Annotated in this window: 16 protein-coding genes; 7 read left to right on the forward strand and 9 right to left on the reverse strand. The window is 65.1% G+C overall.

Annotated features, from left to right (window positions below):
- Nucleotides 1-22: 22 nt before the first annotated feature.
- From EN845_RS09995 to EN845_RS10005, 3 genes are all read right to left on the reverse strand, one after another.
- Nucleotides 23-1,111 (reverse strand): hypothetical protein, encoded by a 1,089-nt coding sequence (locus tag EN845_RS09995; protein ID WP_027143401.1) that lies wholly within the window; start codon nt 1,109-1,111, stop codon nt 23-25.
- Between the two features lie 318 nt (nt 1,112-1,429).
- Nucleotides 1,430-1,819, reverse strand: a complete 390-nt coding sequence (locus EN845_RS10000; protein ID WP_127869783.1) for a cytochrome c family protein — start codon at nt 1,817-1,819, stop codon at nt 1,430-1,432.
- Between the two features lie 131 nt (nt 1,820-1,950).
- Nucleotides 1,951-2,562: a thymidine kinase gene (locus EN845_RS10005; protein ID WP_127869782.1), complete on the reverse strand. Its 612-nt coding sequence runs from the start codon at nt 2,560-2,562 to the stop codon at nt 1,951-1,953.
- A 404-nt stretch (nt 2,563-2,966) separates the two neighbouring features.
- On the opposite strand from EN845_RS10005, the gene EN845_RS10010 reads away from it, so the two are divergent.
- From EN845_RS10010 to choV, 3 genes are all read left to right on the forward strand, one after another.
- A complete protein-coding gene (locus EN845_RS10010; protein ID WP_127278093.1) occupies nt 2,967-3,902 on the forward strand; it encodes a choline ABC transporter substrate-binding protein in 936 nt (311 codons plus the stop codon).
- 121 nt (nt 3,903-4,023) lie between these two features.
- Nucleotides 4,024-4,878 carry a choline ABC transporter permease subunit gene (choW, locus tag EN845_RS10015; RefSeq protein ID WP_127869781.1) on the forward strand — a complete coding sequence of 285 codons (855 nt, stop codon included), beginning with the start codon at nt 4,024-4,026 and terminating at the stop codon, nt 4,876-4,878.
- The gene (gene choV / locus EN845_RS10020) at nt 4,875-6,056 is read left to right on the forward strand and encodes a choline ABC transporter ATP-binding protein (RefSeq protein ID WP_127869780.1); all 1,182 of its coding nucleotides are present in this window, start codon (nt 4,875-4,877) and stop codon (nt 6,054-6,056) included. Before choW ends, choV begins: the two co-directional genes overlap by 4 nt.
- 19 nt (nt 6,057-6,075) lie before the next feature.
- Here choV and EN845_RS10025 read toward each other — a convergent pair whose 3' ends face one another.
- Entirely contained in the window at nt 6,076-7,485 is a 1,410-nt protein-coding gene (locus EN845_RS10025; protein WP_127869779.1) for an ATP-binding protein, read from the reverse strand.
- Nucleotides 7,482-8,198: a response regulator transcription factor gene (locus EN845_RS10030; RefSeq protein WP_127278089.1), complete on the reverse strand. Its 717-nt coding sequence runs from the start codon at nt 8,196-8,198 to the stop codon at nt 7,482-7,484. The genes EN845_RS10025 and EN845_RS10030 overlap by 4 nt, the downstream gene beginning before the upstream one ends.
- A gap of 282 nt (nt 8,199-8,480) precedes the next feature.
- On the opposite strand from EN845_RS10030, the gene EN845_RS10035 reads away from it, so the two are divergent.
- The 4 genes from EN845_RS10035 to clpS all read left to right on the forward strand — a co-directional run bounded on the left by EN845_RS10035 (nt 8,481) and on the right by clpS (nt 10,038).
- Nucleotides 8,481-8,780 (forward strand): hypothetical protein, encoded by a 300-nt coding sequence (locus EN845_RS10035; RefSeq protein WP_127278088.1) that lies wholly within the window; start codon nt 8,481-8,483, stop codon nt 8,778-8,780.
- 37 nt (nt 8,781-8,817) lie between these two features.
- On the forward strand, nt 8,818-9,126 hold the full coding sequence (locus EN845_RS10040) for a hypothetical protein (RefSeq protein ID WP_127869778.1): 309 nt from the start codon (nt 8,818-8,820) through the stop codon (nt 9,124-9,126).
- A gap of 162 nt (nt 9,127-9,288) precedes the next feature.
- Nucleotides 9,289-9,603 (forward strand): hypothetical protein, encoded by a 315-nt coding sequence (locus EN845_RS10045; RefSeq protein WP_127278086.1) that lies wholly within the window; start codon nt 9,289-9,291, stop codon nt 9,601-9,603.
- Nucleotides 9,604-9,732: 129 nt separating this feature from the next.
- Complete coding sequence (gene clpS / locus EN845_RS10050) at nt 9,733-10,038, forward strand: ATP-dependent Clp protease adapter ClpS (RefSeq protein WP_127278085.1); 306 nt, start codon at nt 9,733-9,735, stop codon at nt 10,036-10,038.
- Nucleotides 10,039-10,212: 174 nt separating this feature from the next.
- Here the strand turns inward: clpS and EN845_RS10055 are convergent, their stop codons facing one another.
- The 4 genes from EN845_RS10055 to EN845_RS10070 all read right to left on the reverse strand — a co-directional run bounded on the left by EN845_RS10055 (nt 10,213) and on the right by EN845_RS10070 (nt 17,140).
- Nucleotides 10,213-12,285, reverse strand: coding sequence for a hypothetical protein (locus tag EN845_RS10055; protein WP_127869777.1), 2,073 nt, complete (start codon nt 12,283-12,285; stop codon nt 10,213-10,215).
- Between the two features lie 63 nt (nt 12,286-12,348).
- On the reverse strand, nt 12,349-15,171 hold the full coding sequence (locus EN845_RS10060; protein ID WP_127869776.1) for a DUF4159 domain-containing protein: 2,823 nt from the start codon (nt 15,169-15,171) through the stop codon (nt 12,349-12,351).
- Nucleotides 15,168-16,136 (reverse strand): DUF58 domain-containing protein, encoded by a 969-nt coding sequence (locus EN845_RS10065; RefSeq protein ID WP_127869775.1) that lies wholly within the window; start codon nt 16,134-16,136, stop codon nt 15,168-15,170. The genes EN845_RS10060 and EN845_RS10065 overlap by 4 nt, the downstream gene beginning before the upstream one ends.
- Nucleotides 16,136-17,140: a MoxR family ATPase gene (locus EN845_RS10070; RefSeq protein ID WP_127869774.1), complete on the reverse strand. Its 1,005-nt coding sequence runs from the start codon at nt 17,138-17,140 to the stop codon at nt 16,136-16,138. Before EN845_RS10070 ends, EN845_RS10065 begins: the two co-directional genes overlap by 1 nt.
- Nucleotides 17,141-17,238 lie beyond the last annotated feature (98 nt).

Here is a 17,238-nt window from a genome sequence, read left to right on the forward strand (position 1 = left end):
GTCGCACCGGTGCGCGCGGCAATTATGACTGCACGTAGTTGGCCGAATTGTGCTTCTTCAGCACCTCGTCGAAGCGGCGGGCGAAGGCATCGTCGGCCAGCTTCTTGCGGCGCTGGATGTCGGCGCTGGCCACCATGTTCTTCTCGTGCATCTCCAGCAGGTCACCAATGTGCTTCTGCGAGGCGGCGCCGATGCCGGCCATGGTTTCCTCGGCGGTGTTGTCGACCTGGCTGCCCAGCGTGTTGATCTTGTGGGCGACGTCCTGCTGGGCGGCGGTCTTCAAGGAATCTTCCAAAGCCTTGTACAGCACGATGCGCTGCTCGGTATCGATGGTCAGCTTGTTGATCAGCGTCGACTGCGCGGCGATCTGGTTGTTGAGCGAATCGACGAAGGTCTGGAACATCGAGGTGTAGCGCTCCAGCGTCTGGCTTTCGGCCAGCAGCTCCTGCTCCTTGGCCTGCTTTTCATTGTATTCGGTGGCGAGCTTGGAGCGCTCGCCCTCGAGCTGCGTGCGGTCCTTCTGGCTGGTCGAGGCGGCGATCTTGTTCTCAATGTCGAGCAACATCGGATTGAGCTCCTCGATGCGCTTCTGCACGGCTTCGAGGTTGGTCATGGTGGTCTTGCGGCGTTCGATAACCTGCGACAGGCTGGCCTCGGAGGTCTTGTAGCGCTGGTCGAGAACTTCCTTCTGCGCCTTCAATATGCCGACGATGGTGTCGGACTTGGCCAGCAGTTCCTGCAAATTGCCGGCGAGCGACATGTTGCGCACGCGGTCGGTGCGCATGCGCTGCTTGCGCTGCGCCGAAAAAACGCCGACGAAGTTTTCCCAGCCGGTATAGTTCTTCATGCTCTCGAACTCGGCGCCGAAGACATTGGTGGCGTCCTCGAGCCCGATGATCAGGTCGGCGATGTTGCCTTCCATCACCTTCTGCTGCTTCAGCACATCCTCGATGCGGGCGTTCTCGATGTCGAAATTGGCGTCGCCAATCTTCTTGTCGGCGGTTGCGAGCGTGTCGAGCACGGTGCCGGATTGCTCGATCTTGGTGCGCATATCCTGGACGACCTGCTTGGTCTTGGCAATTTCGGCATCGAAATTCTGCAATGTCGCCATAGGGGCCTCCCGCTTCGGCTTCCGCTCGCTGGTTGCGAACAGCGGCGAATATATGTGGGGTATCAGGGGATTGAAAGACGTGAAGAGAGTGCGCGGCGCGAAAACAAATATTCGGCCGAACCCTTGAATGGTAATGGAGCCGTGGTCATGGCGGGATCAACTGGCCGGCCAAGCCTGGTTCAGCTGATTTTGAACTTTCATGCCGGCAAAGCAATCAGTCGACGCCGAAGCGGATCGTTCTGAAACTCGACAACAACTGGCGCTTTGCAGCCCCGACCCGGCGCGCACAAGTCGCCCCGTCCGACAACGAACGGCTGCTCAGGGCTTGGGATCGGCTTTCAGATAAGCGATGACGTTGGCGATGTCGTCGTCATTGCCCAGGCCGCCAAAGGCCATCCTGTTGCCGGGCACCTTCAGCTTGGGCGATTTGAGGTATTCGGCAAGATTTGCCTCGTCCCACACGAGACCGGCAGCCCCCGCGTTCTTCATGGCATCCGAATAATGGCCGAGGAAGCTTTCGGCGGTCCCCGCCTTGCGGCCGACGACGCCCATCAGATGCGGGCCGACCTTGTCGTGGTCGGTCGCCGCCTCATGACAGGCCATGCACCGATTGAAGACATGTTTGCCCAGGATGGGATCGCCTCCGGCCCGGGCGGCAAGGGAAGTGGCAAGCAAAAGAAGGCTGGCGGACAAGACGGCTCGAAGCATGGCTGACCCCGGAGAGTTCTGGCTGAGCGCGTGAAAATACGGCGCTGACCTTAACAAAGGCACCATAGAATGGCGTGGCTGCAAGAGGTGGCAGCCGGCTACCCGAGGCCGACGTCCAGCGGGCCTTCGTTTCAACCGCTGACAAAGCCGATGAAGTCGTCGGGTGCGGCGCGGCCCATTTCCTCTTCCCAGTGGCGGCGGCAGAGCGAGACATAGACATCCTTGCCGATCGCCACCTGGTCGCCCTGCCGGGCCACCTTGCCGTCGGGACCGAGGCGCACGACCATGGTCGCCTTGCGGCCGCAGCGGCAGATGGTGCGCACTTCGCGCAGATCGTCGGCGATCGCCAGCAGCGCGCGCGAGCCGGGAAACAACTTGCCCTGGAAATCGGTGCGCAGGCCATAGCACATGACCGGGATGTTGAGCCGGTCGGCGATGCGGGCAAGCTGCCAGACCTGCTCCTCCTCCAGGAACTGCGCCTCATCGACGAAGATGCAATGCACCGCCGTGTGCTGGTGATGCTCGGCCACGCGGGCGAACAGGTCGTCGCCGTCCCGGAACATCTCGGCTTCCGTCTCCAGCCCGATGCGCGACGAGATCAGGCCGGTATCGCCCTTGCGGTAATGGCCGGCGACGAACAGCATCGTCGTCATGCCGCGCTCGCGGTAATTGTACGATGCCTGCAACAGCATGGTCGTCTTGCCGGCGTTCATCGTCGCGTAATGGAAATAAAGCTTGGCCATGCCGCCCTTTAAGGTCTGTTCATATTCAGGTGAGGCCGGCCTGCAAAAGGCGGTTCCTCCGCTTCCGGTGCTCGCGTACTCAAAGTACGCTCCGCTCCGGTTCTCGGAGCCCACCATTTTCGGCGCGGCCTGACCTGAATCCAAACAGACCTTAAGCCGACTTGCCGCCGCGCGGGGAGGGGCCGCCGCCGCATTCCCCTGAAAAAGCCGCCGTTGCCGAGGCAGATTGCGCTCAGGCTTGGCACGGAAAGCGTCAGCGGTGTCGCTGATTGGCCAGCCAGCGCCGTTGATCGTGATTGTCTTAGCGCTTGAAACCACTCCAGAATGGTGTTTGGCTGACGAAACAAGGCGGACACAAAAACCGTAACTTCGCCCCGCCAAAGAATCGCAATGGGAGAATACAGATGTCGCGTATGAATTCCTTCGTCGCCGGCCTCGGCTTGGCGGCCTTCCTGTCCACGAGCGCCGCCTTCGCCGGCGATCCGGCAAGCTGCAAGGCGGTTCGCCTCTCCGATGTCGGCTGGACCGACATCCAGGCCACCACCGGGCTGGCCTCGGTGCTGCTCACCGCGCTCGGCTACGAGCCGCAGGTGATCCAGCTCTCGGTTCCGGTGACCTATGCGTCGCTGAAGAACAAGGACCTCGACGTCTTTCTCGGCAACTGGATGCCGTCGATGACCAACGACATCAAGGACTACACGGCCGACGGTTCGGTCGAGACCGTCAGCCAGAACCTGGCCGGCGCCGGTTACGGCATCGTCGTGCCGACCTATGTCGCGGATGCCGGCGTCAAGACGCTGACCGATCTCGGCAAGTTCAAGGACAAGTTCAACGGCAAGATCTACGGCATCGAGGCCGGCAATGACGGCAATCGCATCATCCTCGACATGATCAAGAACCCGAAGGACAATCTCGACGGGTTCGAACTGGTCGAATCCTCGGAGGCCGGCATGCTGACGCAGGCCGAGCAGTCGATGAAGAACAATGAGTGGATCGCCTTCCTCGGCTGGACGCCGCATCCGGTGATGGGCGCCATGAAGATCACCTATCTCGACGGCATGGGCGACAGCGGTTTCGGCGCCGCCACCGTCTCGACCAACGTGCGCAAGGGCTACACGACCGAGTGCCCGAACGTCGGCAAGTTCATCACCAACCTGAAGTTCAATCTGGATATGGAAGGCCAGATGATGGACGCCATCCTGAAGGGCAGCGATGCCAACAAGGTGGCAACCGACTGGCTGAAGAAAAACCCGGATGCGATCAAGCCCTGGATCGCCGGCGTGACCACCTTCGACGGCGGCGACGCGGCGGCGGCGGTCAAGACCGCGCTCGGGAGCTGAGCCGGCTTTGATTTCGGCGTGACCTCAAAAACAGGGCAGCCACTGGAAAAGGCTGCCCTTTTTCATATGCTGTGAGAAGATGACCGTCCGGCAAGGACGGCGCAGGCCAAAGAGGGGCAAGATGGATCCGATTTCCAAATTCCTGGTCGATTACAAGATTCCGATCGGGCCCTGGGGCAAGGCTTTCTTCGGGTTCCTCACCGACCATTTCGACACTGTGTTCAGGGCGTTCTCGAATGGCCTGAATTTCATCCTCGACGGTCTGGTCAACATCCTGCTGATGGTGCCGCCGGTGCTGCTCGCTTTGGTGATCGCCGTCGTCGCCTGGCTGCTGCAGCGCTCGCGGCCGCTCGCCATCGGCGTTTTCCTCGGCCTGATCTTCATCATCAACCAGAACCTCTGGAAGCAGACGGTGCAGACGCTGGTGCTGGTCGTGGCCGCCGCCGCCATGGCGATGGCCATCGGCGTGCCGCTCGGCATCTGGGCGGCGCACAAGCCGAAGGTCTACCGCGTCATGCTGCCGGTGCTCGACCTGATGCAGACACTGCCGACCTTCGTCTACCTGATCCCGGTGCTGACGCTGTTCGGCCTCGGCAACGCGCCCGGCCTGATCGTCACCATCATCTTCGTCATCCCGACCGCGGTCAGGCTCACTCATCTCGGCGTCGTCTCGGTGCCGAAGTCGATCATCGAGGCCGGCGAGGCCTTCGGCGCCACCAAGAGCCAGCTGTTGTGGAAGGTCGAGCTGCCTTCCGCACTGCCCACCATCATGGCGGGCCTGACGCAGTCGATCATGCTGTCGCTGTCGATGGTGGTGTTCGCGGCCCTGATCGGCGCCGGTGGTCTGGGCACGGAAATCAACCGGGCGCTCGGTTCGCGCCGCATCGACCTTGGCCTTGAGGCCGGTCTCGCCATCGTCGTGCTCGCCATCGTGCTCGACCGGATGACCCGCATTGGCGTTGGAGGCAAGAAATGACCGTCGCCGTCGATTTCAGGAATGTCGATATCGTCTTCGGCGCCGACCAGGCCGGCTCGCTGGCGATGATCGACAAGGGCGCTACCCGAGCCGAGATCCTCGAGAAGACCGGCAATGTGCTCGGCTGCGCAGGCGCCAGCCTCACCGTGCATGAAGGCGAAATCTCGGTGCTGATGGGCCTGTCGGGCTCCGGCAAGTCGACGCTGCTTCGCGCGGTCAACCGGCTCAACGTGGTGTCGCGCGGACAAGTGCTGGTCAAGGACGGCGACCGTACGGTCGACGTCGTCACCTGCGACGAGCCAACCTTGCGGCGGCTGCGACAGAAACAGGTGGCGATGGTGTTCCAGCAGTTCGGCCTCCTGCCATGGCGCACGGTGGAAGAGAATGTCGGCCTGGGTCTCGAACTCGCCGGCGTGCCGGATGCCGAGCGCAAGGAGCGGGTGCATCGCCAGCTCAAGCTGGTCAACCTCGATCAATGGTCGAACAAATACGCCCATGAGCTTTCGGGCGGCATGCAGCAGCGCGTCGGTCTGGCGCGCGCCTTCGCCACCGAGGCGCCTATCCTGTTGATGGACGAGCCGTTCTCGGCTCTCGACCCGCTGATCCGCACCAAGCTGCAGGACGAGCTTCTGCAGCTGCAGGCGGAGCTGAAGAAGACCATCATCTTCGTCAGCCACGACCTCGAGGAGGCCCTGAAGATCGGCAGCCACATCACCATCATGGAGGGCGGGCGTATCGTGCAGACAGGCGCGCCGGAAGACATCGTGCTGCGCCCCGCCAACGACTATGTCCGCGACTTCATCGCCAACGTGAACCCGCTCTCGGTGTTGACCGCATGGAACGTGATGCGCGACCGCCGCGATCTCGAACAGGGCACGGACGGCTGGGTGTGGCTCGACCGACGCAAGACGACCCGTTTCAAGATCGACGAGCACGGGCTGGTGGCGGCGGCCGAACGCGACGGCAAGCCGGCGGTGTGGACGTCGTGCACCGGGATAGAGGGCCAGCCCGAAGAAGCAGGTCAGGTGTTCTGGGCCAATCCGGGCACGTCGCTGAAAACCGTGATGCTGGCCATGCACCGCTCGCAGACGGCGCCGGTGGCGTTGTTCGACGACCAGTCCCGCTTCGTCGGCGCCATCGGCATCAGGGATGTGCTGAGCGCGGTGCTGCGGCGGTAGAGGCCCCAAGCGACAAGGCTCAAGCCGCCAGCGGCAGCCTCAGCTCCGTCAGCAACCCACCTTGCGGGTGGTTGGACAGGCGCACTTCACCACCCGCCGCCCGCGCGATGTTGCGGGCGATGGTCAGCCCAAGCCCGAGCCCGCCGGTCTGGCGGTTGCGGGAGTGTTCGAGGCGCACGAAGGAGCCGAACACGGCGTCGATCTGGGCTTGGGGTATGCCCGGCCCTTCGTCGCGGATGGCGAGCGTGATCGTGCCGTCCGAGCGGCTGAGGCTGAGATGCGCATGCTTGCCGTAGGTGACGGCGTTCTGCACAAGATTGGTAACGCAGCGCTTGAGCGCCACCGGCCGCGCCATGCAGATCAGGCCGCGTGAGCGGGTGTCGTCATTGTCGAAGGAAACGGTCTCGTAGCTGTCGGCGATCGATTCCACGAGCGACCAGAAATCGATCCTCTCGGCCTTCTCTTCCGTGACCTCGAATTTGGCGAAGTCTATCACCGAGCTCGCGATGCTTTCGATGTCGGCGAGATCGTGGGCGAGCGCTTCGCGCGCCGGTGATCTGCGCAACAGTTCCAGACGCAGCCGCATCCTTGTCATCGGCGTGCGCAGGTCGTGCGCAAGGGCCGCCGCGAGGTGCTCGCGGTCCTCGACATATTCGCGCAGCCTCTTCTGCATGGCGTTGATCGCCCTGGCGGCGGCGCGCACCTCACGGCTGCCGCTCTCGGTGACCGGCGGGCTCTTGAGATCATTGCCGATCCGGTTGACGGCGGTTTCCATCATCCGATAGGGCGCGGTCAGCCGGCGCAGCGACCAGATCGACATGATCACCACCAGCCCGGCGATCAGCGCATAGAGCGGCAGGCTGTCGATGCTCAGGATCGGGCCGACGGGCGTGATCGGTTCGGTGAAGTTCAGCCACTGGCCGTCGGCGAAGCGCAGCGAGGCCGTCAGCTTGTCGCTCTGGGCGAAATCGGCGGCCAGCACCAGGAGGTCCCGCTCGACCTGGCCGATATCGGGGCCCGGCGCGGCGCCGCCGGCATCGTCGGCTTCGCGCGTCGCCGGATCGCGGCGCACGCGCGCGTCGGTGATTCCGAACTTCGACAGCCGGCCGACAAGAATGTCCTCGAGCTCGGCCAGTTCGTCATCGCCGGCGATCGAGGAGGTGACGGCGGGCGTGTCCGAGACGGTGAGCGCGTATGTTGAGTTGAACAGGCCCGCGGCGGTCGCCTTGCGCTCCTCCGGCGTGGCGCCACTCATCAGCTGCACGAGCGAGAAGGCGCGGTCGTTGAGGCGGTAGAGGTCGACCACGTCATTGGCAGCAGCGCGGTCGCGCGACACGATGTAGAGCGTCGCGACCTGGCTGATCAGCAGGCCGGCAATGACGATCAGCAGCACCCAGACAGGCAAGGTCTGCGGCAGGAAACGTCTCATTCGGAGGTCGTCTCGGGCAGGAACTGGTAGCCGCCGCTGCGCACGGTGAGGATCAGTTTGGGCGTCTTGGGATCATCTTCCATCTTGCGCCGCAACCGGCTGACCAGGATGTCGATACTGCGGTCGAAGGAATAGTCGCTGTCGCCGCCGGACAGTTCGATGAGCTGGTCGCGGGTCAGCACGCGCTGGGCACTCTTGACGAAGGTGTGCAGGAGGTTGAACTCGGCCATGGTCAGTTCGACCCTGACATCGTCGGGCGCGGTCAACCGGCGCCGCGAGCAGTCCATCGTCCAGCCGGCGAAATGGTAAATCTGCTTGCTGGTGGCGCGCTTGGGCTCTGTGGCGCCATTGCGCCGCAGCACGGCGCGGATGCGGGCCAGCAACTCGCGCGGGTCGAAGGGTTTGGGCACATAGTCGTCGGCGCCCATCTCGAGGCCGACGACACGGTCCGTTGTCTCGGTGACGGCGGTCAGCATGATGATAGGCGTCGTATACTGGGCGCGCAGGTCGCGGCACAGTTCCAGCCCGCTCCTGCCGGGCAGCATCACGTCGAGCACGATGAGGTCCACCTGCGAGCGGCGCAGGATGGCTTCCATCTCGTTGCCGTCGGCGGCAACCGAGGTGTGCAGGCCCCGCTTCTGGAAGAACTCCTGAAGCAGGTCGCGGATGCCCTTGTCGTCGTCGACGATCAGTATGTGCGCATCGGATTTCACAGCTGCCCTGTCTGGTTTGCCGGCCAAGCCATTCTTGGCTGGTGAGCCACACGATAGAATTCGGGCCATATGTTGGCCAGTGCCTTGCTTTTCAAGGGAGAATGAATTCCGCCTTCTCCACATGGAAAGCGACGGCCGGCCTGGCCCCGGCCTAGCCAGACACAATCCAGAAACAAAATTCTACAATTGGGAAAAACTCCTGAAAAGGTAGGTCGGCATAAAGGTGCCGTGGCGGTCAGGTCATCGGCTGCGACGCTAGTCTCCGGGTTCACGGATAAACCAATGCCAAGATTGTCGATCAGTTTGTTGGGAGTTTTGCTGGGCCTTGGCCTGCTCACTGCCGCTGTCGGCCAATCGGATGCAAAGGCGCCGCTCACCCGGAGCGAACGGTGCGCCAATCTCAGCCACCAATTTGATGAAGCCCTCGAAACCCATGCCACGGCAACGCAGGTCACCGCGGCAAAGGCACTTCAGAGGAAGGGCAACCGGTACTGTGCCGCCAAGAAACAGGCGCAGGGCATCCGGATGCTCGCCAATGCTCTGAAGCTGCTTGGAGTGACACCGAACGACCCGGTCCAGTGACACTCAAAAAGACCCGCATACAAAAGGAAATGAAGCCATGAACAAGTCCATCCTGTCCGCCCTTGGTCTCTCCGTCGCTCTCGCCTTCTCGATGCCGGTTCTCGGCTATGCAGCCGCCACCACGACCGCTGCCCCGGCTGCCGCCGCCACGACCACCGCTCCGGCTGCTGCCGCGACGACCACCGCTCCGGCCAAGGCTGCTCCGAAGAAGGTCGCCAAGAAGACCGTCTGCAAGGAGACCAAGAAGCACAAGTGCCCGGTCAAGAAGGCCCCCGCGAAGGCGGCCCCCGCGAAGATGGCTCCCGCGACGGCGGCCCCCGCGAAGGCTGCTCCCAAGAAGCCCTGATCAGCTTCGAGGTCAGTTCTAGCAAGGCCGCTCCAGCCGCAAACCGGCTGGGGCGGCCTTCTGCCAAGTGCATGATCGATGAGCTGAACACCGGCGGCTTCCAGCCACGCATCTCGATCGTGCTTAACCCGTTTGCAATGCCGGCCCTGTAGGACAATCCGCATGAAGAAGCGGCCTTCGTCCATTTTTCGCTCCATGGTGATCGGCGGCCTGGTTGCCACCGGCGCCGCCAGGGTGCTGATTCTGCTCACCGCCAGCCCCGTGCCGGATCCGGCAAGCGGGCGCACCGAGCCCTCGCTGTTCGCGCCGGCGATTTCCAGCAATTGGGATTACATCACGCCCGTGCAGGCCTGGCTCTTGATCGTGCTCGCCGGCGCGACACTGATCTGCGTTGCCGGATGGCCGATCGCGGCATGGCTGGAACGCCGGGCGGATGCCGATGCAAGTCGCCGCATCTTCGGCCGTCAGGGCCGTTGAACCGCGACAGACCATTTCCCACATGATCGTGAAGGACCGGGCGTGCCCGCCGACGGTCCGCAAATGGACGATCGCTGCCGCCCGTGGCAAAATGCGGACTTAAGCTCGATCGCGAAACAGTCGGTTCGAATGCCTGAAATCGCCACAAAACCGCGCGTAAAGGTCAAGCCGCAGACAGAGCGGCCGAAGCTCTACAAGGTCATCCTCGTCAACGACGATTTCACGCCGCGCGAATTCGTGGTGACGGTGCTGAAGGGCGAGTTCAAGCTCAGTGAGGACCAGGCGCACCGGGTCATGATCACCGCGCACCGGCACGGCGTCTGCGTGGTCGCGGTCTTCACCAGGGATGTCGCCGAGACCAAGGCGACGAGAGCCACCGACGCCGGCAAGGCGAAGGGTTATCCGCTGTTGTTCACGACGGAACCGGAGGAGTAGGGGAGGGCGCTTTTTCCTTCTCCCCTTGTGGGAGAAGGTGGATCGGCGCGCAGCGCCGAGACGGTTGAGGGGTGGGTGCCGGTGTGTCGTCGGCGCCAAGCTGGAGCACCCCTCATCCGACCTCGCTTCGCGAGGCCACCTTCTCCCACAAGGGGAGAAGGGAAGAGCGCTCCGCTACCTTCCCTCGCGGTACCACATCGAGCCCATCGCCAGAAGCAGCAGGCCGAGGCCGAGGAAGCCGCCGAATAGCGGTACGCGCGACACGGCCTTCAACACGCTGTCGTCGGTGGTGCGCAGGCCGATCCAGTCGCTGCCCGACGCTTCGCCGGCCGAACGCACCGGCACGATGGATGGCAGCGTCACGTCGCTGCCCGTGGACGAGGCCAGCCGGCGCACACTGCCGCCGGTGGCGTCCGCCGGCGCCTTCAGCCGCTCCTGCGTGGAGACGACGTCGGCGAATTCGGGCGCGTTGACCGGGCCGACGTGAGCGAGCGCGGTAAGATCCCCATTGGCGACCTGGAAGAGGCCGATCTCGCTGGTCTGGACGCTGCCGAGAAAGACGCCGGGTTCGGATTTGTCGAGCTTGACGGTGAGCGTCTTGCCGGACGGAGTGATGATCTGCGCCGGGCCGGGATCGTCGGCCATGGTCTGGCGGCGGATCTCCAGGACCATGCCGCGTCCCTCGGCCGTCAGCCGTTCTTCCTCGAGCTCGGGCTCCTTCATCAGCCAGTGGGCGATGCGCCGGTAGAGCTGGACATGCGGGCCGCCGCCCTCGAAGCCGCGCGCCCAGAGCCAGCCCTGATCGGACAGAAGCATGCCGACGCGGCCTTCGCCCTTGCGGTCGAGCAGCAGCAGCGGCCGGTTGTCGGCTCCCTTCATTACCACTTCGCCTTGCGGGTTCTGCACGCCGATGGTGCGGAACCAGCGGCTCCAGTGCGGCGGCTCGGTGGCCGAACCATCGAGGCCGCGCGTCACCGGATGACGCTGGCCGAGTTCGGTGAGGCGGGGATAAAAGGCCTTGTCGACGACCTCGCCGGTCGGCATTGCCGGCAGGGCCGACATCAGCGGCGTGCGCGCGATCGACGCCTCGCCGGCATATTCGGGACCGGCCGCGATCAGCAGCGCGCCGCCCTTTTCGACATATTCGGAGATGTAGTCGTAGTAGAGGATCGGCAGCACGTCGCGGTGCTGGTAGCGGTCGAAGATGATCAGGTCGAAATCCTTGATCTTCTCGACGAACAGTTCGCGGGTCGGGAAGGCGATCAGCGACAATTCATTGATCGGCGTGCCGTCCTGCTTCTCCGGCGGCCGCAGGATGGTGAAATGGACGAGATCGACCGAGGCGTCGGATTTCAGCAGGTTGCGCCAGGTGCGCTCGCCAGCATGCGGTTCGCCCGAAACGAGCAGAACGCGCAGGTTCTCGCGGATGCCGTCGACCAGCGCGATGGCGCGGTTGTTGGTGTCGGTCAGTTCGCCCGGCTCGCGGTCGATGGCCAGTTCGATGATGTTGCGGCCGGCACCCGGGATGGTCACCTGCAGCGGCATGGCCTGGCCGACGGTGGCATGCTCGACCGAAACCTGCTCGCCATTGACCGAGACCCTGACATCGACCGGTCCGGTCTCGTTTTCGGTCGAAATGACGCGGTAGCTCATGTCGAGCGGCTTGCCGACAAGGCCGAAACGCGGCGCGTTCTCGAAGCGGATGCGGCGATCTTTTTCGTGATCGTTGCCGGTGATCAAGGCATGCAGCGGGGCGTTGAAATCGGGCGTGCCCGAGGGCGTGTCATGCACCTCGCCATCGGTGATCATGATGGCGCCGCCGATGCGCGAGGGCGGCACGTCGCGGAAGGCGCCTTCCAGCGCGCCGAACAGCCGTGTTTCGGTGCGCTCCTCGGCGGCGTCGGACTTGCCGGCCTCGACAACGCGGACGTCGAACTGCTTGAAGCTGCCAAGACGCTGCTGCAACCCGGCCACTGCCTCGTCGGTCTGTTTGGTGCGGTCGCCAATATCCTGGCTCTGGCTGCGGTCGACGATCAGCGCGACGACGCTTTTCAGCGGCTCGCGTTCCTCATTGAGGAACACCGGATTGAAGAGGGCGGCGGCGAGCGCCAACAGGGCGACGAAGCGCAGGACCGCGCCGCGCTGGCGGAACCACAGGCCGACGAGCGCCAGCAGCGCCAACGGCACCAGCACCAGGGCCAAAAGCGGCCAGGATAGAAGCGGTTCGAAGGAGATCGACCAGTTCATGCCCTATCCTCCCGCGTCGGGGGAGGATCGATCATCGTGAGGGGCGCAAGAAAACGCATCATCCTACTGCCCCAGACGTTCGAGCAGGATGGGAACATGCACCTGGTCGGATTTGTAATTGCCGGTCAGCATGTACATCATGATGTTGACGCCGGCGCGCAGCGCGTAGACCCGCTGCATCGGGTCGGCGGGCACGGTCGGCAAGAGCGGGTCGCCATTCTCGTCGACTGCCCAGGCGCCGGCGAAATCATTGGCGGTGATCATGATCGGCGACACGCCGTCGCCGGTGCGTACCGGCCGGTTGTCGGCATTGCTGGCATCGAGCGATGCCTCGACCCAGAGCGGGCTGCCGGCGAAGCGGCCTGGAAATTCGGGCAGGATGAAGAAGGACTTGGTCAGCACATGGTCCGACGGCACCGGCTCCAGCGGCGGCACGTTGAGGTTGCCGAGAATGTCGCGCAGCCGCTCGGTCGCCGGGCTGGTGGAATCGGCGCCGATGCCGTTGGCGAACTGGTCGCGCGTGTCGAACAGCACCGTGCCGCCTTGCTGCATATAGGCGTCGATGCGGGCGATGGCCGCCTGGCTCGGCATCGGTGCCGCCGGGTCGATCGGCCAGTAGATCAGGGGATAGAAGGACAGCTCGTCCTTCGAAATGTCGACGCCGGCCGGCGCCCCTGGTTCGAGCGCCGTCTTCTCGATCAGGAAGCGGGTCAGGCCCTCGAGCCCGGCGCGGCTGATCGAATCGACACCCGGCACGCCGGTCAGCACATAGGCGATGCGGGTTTTCGAAATTGCCTCGATAGCGCCCCGGTCACCCGGCTTGGCGTCGTCGGCACGGGCAAGGTCGGCGTGGCCGAACAGCGCGCCAAGCGCGATCAGCACGGCGGCGGCGGTTGCCGCGGCACCGGCGCGGCGCGGCCGGCGCGAAAACAGGCCGCCCATCCACAACACCGCCAGCGTGTCGAGCAGCATCAGCAACAGAGCCGCGGCGACCAGCGCGCCCTTCAGGTTGCGCGATTCATCAAAGGCATACTGGATGGTGGTGACCGGCACCGTCACTTGCGGGCGCGCCAGTGGCTCGAAGGTGCTTGCGACATCGAGCAGATTGTGGGCGAAGACGCCGGTCTCCGAACCATATAGGCCTGGCGGGTTCTCGAAGGTGACCGGCAGCGTGCCAGCGCCCGGCACCAGCGGCCGTGCATCCGGTGTCGGCGGCACCAGCGAGCCGTCGGCCGCGATCATCCGATAGGGTGCCAGCGACGTGGCGGCGGCTTCGGCATTGGCGACCGCCGCGCCCTGGTTGCGCGACAGCTGCACGATGCGGCGCAGCATCTCGACGAAACTGCCCGAGATCGGCAGGTTCGACCATGTCGCCTCGGGCGTGACGTGGAACAGCACCAGCGTGCCCTTGCCCTTCTTCAGCCCGGTGACCAGCGGCGTGCCGTCGGCAAGGGCGGCCCAGGTGCGCTCGACGATGTCGGGTGTCGGTTCGGCCAGCACCTGCCTGGTCACCGTGACCTCGGTCGGCGGCGCCAGGTCGGCGAACGGGCCGGCCTTGGGAAATTCGGTGACCGGCTGCGGCGAGGTCCATGACAGCGCGCCGCCGAGCGAACGTTCGCCGGTGCGCAGGCGGACCGGCAGCAAATCGTCATCATTGCCGGCGGCGGCCAGCCGCGAGCCTGCGAAGCGCACCAGCGTGCCGCCATTGTCGACCCAGTCGACCAGCCTTTGCCGAACCTGGGCGGGAATGGTGCCGATATCGGCCATGACGATCATCGCCGGCTTCTGGTCGAGGATCTGCGGGATGGCGTCGGCGAGATCGGCGCTGGAGGGCTCGACCAGATCGGCGAAGGGCTGCAGCGCGCGCCTGATGTAGTAGAGCGGCGACAGAAGCGGCTGCGCCTGGTCGGCCTCGGCTTGCGACAACAGCCCGACGCGGCGGCGCTTGGAGCTTTCGTCGAGCACGCGCACGGCACCCGCATGCCGCTCGCCATCGAGCGCGATCGAGGCGAAGTCGTTGCGCAATTCGAACGGCACCGCCATGGTGCCGGTGGCCGCGGCCTCGCCCGGCGCGAAGGTCAGGGTCGCATCGGCGATGCGGCGGCCCTTGTCGTCGAAGGCGCCGGCGGTGACCTGAGCCGGGGCGGGATCGCCGGGCGCGCGGACGGCGGTCAGGGCAAAGCCATCGACCTGGTTTTCGGCAGACGTCAGGCCGGTCAGGGAAAGCCGGTCGGCCACCGCCCAGACGACGCGGGCGGCATTTTTCGACAACAGCGTGTTGAAGGCGGCCTCGTCGCCCTTTGCCGCCAGGCCATCGGCGAGCACGGCGACGCTGGCGCCGGGCAAGCCCCCCAGCACGCCGGCGACGCGGGCATAGACGGCGGGCCGGTCGGTCGGGATCGGCCGCGGCTTGGCGGCGCGCAAGCGGTCGAGTGCGGCGGCGGCATCGAAGGGGCCGATCTCCGCATTGGGCTTTTCGGCGGTGAAGGCGATAACGACCGGCACGCCGTTCGAGCCGGCGTCGTTGATCAGCCGTTCGGCCGTGGCGACGCGCTTGTTCCAGTCGGCGGCGCTGGCCCAGTCATTGTCGATGACCAGGGCAAGCGCGGCACCCTCGGCCGGCAGCTTTTCACGCGGATTGAAGACCGGTTCGGCCAATGCCGCGACGACGAGGGCCGCCATCAGCAGCCTGAGCAGCGTCAGCCACCAGGGGCTGCGCTGCGGTGTCTCCTCGCGCCTCAGCACGCGGGCCAGGATCTTCAGCGGCGGAAACACCTCGGTCTGCGGCTTGGGTGGGGTGAGCCGCAGCAGCCACCAGATCACCGGCAGCGCCAACAGGCCCCACAGCACCATGGGGGCGCCGAAGGAGAGCGGCAGCCAGCTCATGCGACAGCCTTCCCAGGCTTACCGCCATCGGCGGAAATGCCAGGCTTACCGCCATCGGCGGAAATGCCGGGCTTACCGCCATCGGCGGTCATCGCCATGTGCAGGCGCACCAGCGCGTCGGACGCCAGCCGGTCGGTGTGGTTGACGGTAAAGCTCCAGCCGAGCCGCTTGCACCAACTGGCCAGTTCCTGGCGGCGGGCGGTGTAGAGCAGGCGGTATTCGTCGGCCAGCATTTCGGCGCGCCCCGCGGTCAGCTTGTCGCCGGTCTCGGGATCGGTGAACTCGGTGCGGCCGGCATAAGGGAAGGTTTCCTCGGCCGGGTCGGCGACCTCGATCAGATGCGCGCGCACGCCATGGCGGGCGAGCACGTCCAGCCAGGCCATGGTCTCTTCGACCGGATCGAGGAAATCGCTGGCGATGACGATGTCGCAAAAGCGCCTGATGTCGGAGAGATCGGGTTTTGCCGGCAGCTCGCTGGCGTGCATGAGCTGGGCGGCGATGCGCTCGGCGCCGTTGCGGGCGGTGAACGGATCGGTCAGATCTGGCCAGGCGATGCGCTCGCCGCTGCGCGACAGAAGCTCGGCCATGGCCAGCGTCAGCACCAGCGCGCGCGATTGCTTGGAAACGCCGGCGCCGGTCGACTTGTAGAGCATGGACGGCGAGGGATCGGCCCACAGCCAGACCGTGTGGGCGGCTTCCCATTCACGGTCGCGCACATAGGTGTGGTCGTCGCGGGCCGAGCGGCGCCAGTCGATGCGCGAGGAATCGCCTTCGACGTAGGGCCGGAACTGCCAGAAATTCTCGCCGATGCCGCGCTTGCGGCGGCCATGCCAGCCGGCGATCACGGTGTTGACGATGCGGCGCGCCTCGACCAGCAGGTCAGGCACGAGCGAAGCCCGCAACCGGCCGCGGGCGAGCGCGTCGCGCGTCGCTGCCGGAGCCTGGACCTCGCCGATACGCGCCATCAAATACCTTTCACGAGTTTCGCCACCACATCGCGTACGCTGGTGCCTTCGGCACGGGCGGCGAAGGTCAGCGCCATGCGGTGCTGCAGCACCGGCTCGGCCAGCGCCCTGACATCGTCGACCGAGGGTGCCAGCCGTCCGTCGTAGAGCGCGCGGGCCCTGGTGCACAGCATCAGCGCCTGGCTGGCGCGCGGGCCTGGGCCCCAGGCGACATGCTTGTCGGTGTCGGCATTGCCTTGGCCGGGACGCGCCGAGCGCACCAGGGTGAGGATCGCCTCGACCACGCTTTCGGGCACCGGCATGCGGCGGATCAGTGTCTGGATCTCCTTCAGCCGCGCCGGCTGCAGCACGTTGGTGGCCTTGGCGTCCTCGACGCCGGTGGTTTCCAGAAGGATGCGGCGCTCGGCCTCGATTTCTGGATAGAGGATGTCGACCTGCATCAGGAAGCGATCGAGCTGGGCTTCGGGCAACGGGTAGGTGCCTTCCTGCTCCAGCGGGTTCTGCGTCGCCAGCACATGGAAGGGCGAGGGCAGATCGTAGCGCGCGCCGGCGATGGTGACGTGATATTCCTGCATCGCCTGCAGCAGCGCCGATTGCGTGCGCGGCGAGGCGCGGTTGACCTCGTCGGCCATCAGCAGCTGGGCGAAAATCGGGCCGGAGATGAAGCGGAACGAGCGCTTGCCGGTCTCGTCCTGCTCCATGACCTCGGAACCGAGGATGTCGGACGGCATCAGGTCGGGCGTGAACTGGATGCGGCGTGAATCGAGCCCGAGCACGATGCCCAGCGTCTCGACCAGCTTGGTCTTGGCCAGGCCCGGCACGCCGACCAGCAGCGCGTGGCCGCCGGCAAGCAGCGCCACCAGGGTGCGCTCGACGACGTGCTCCTGGCCGAAGATCACCCGGCCAACCCCGTCGCGGATCCTGGAGATGTCTGCAAGCGCCTTCTCGGCCTCGGCGACCATGTCCGTTTCGCTAATCGGGCTTTCCTTGACCATCACGCTCATGCCGCATCGATCCCTTTGGTTGGAAATGCCATGGTTTGGAAATACTGGCCCGCACCATACCATAGGTTGCCGCGATTCGGCCTCGCGGAGCGCCTATG

It is taken from the genome of Mesorhizobium sp. M8A.F.Ca.ET.202.01.1.1 (assembly GCF_004791595.1).
In the GTDB taxonomy this organism is placed as follows: Bacteria; Pseudomonadota; Alphaproteobacteria; order Rhizobiales; family Rhizobiaceae; genus Mesorhizobium.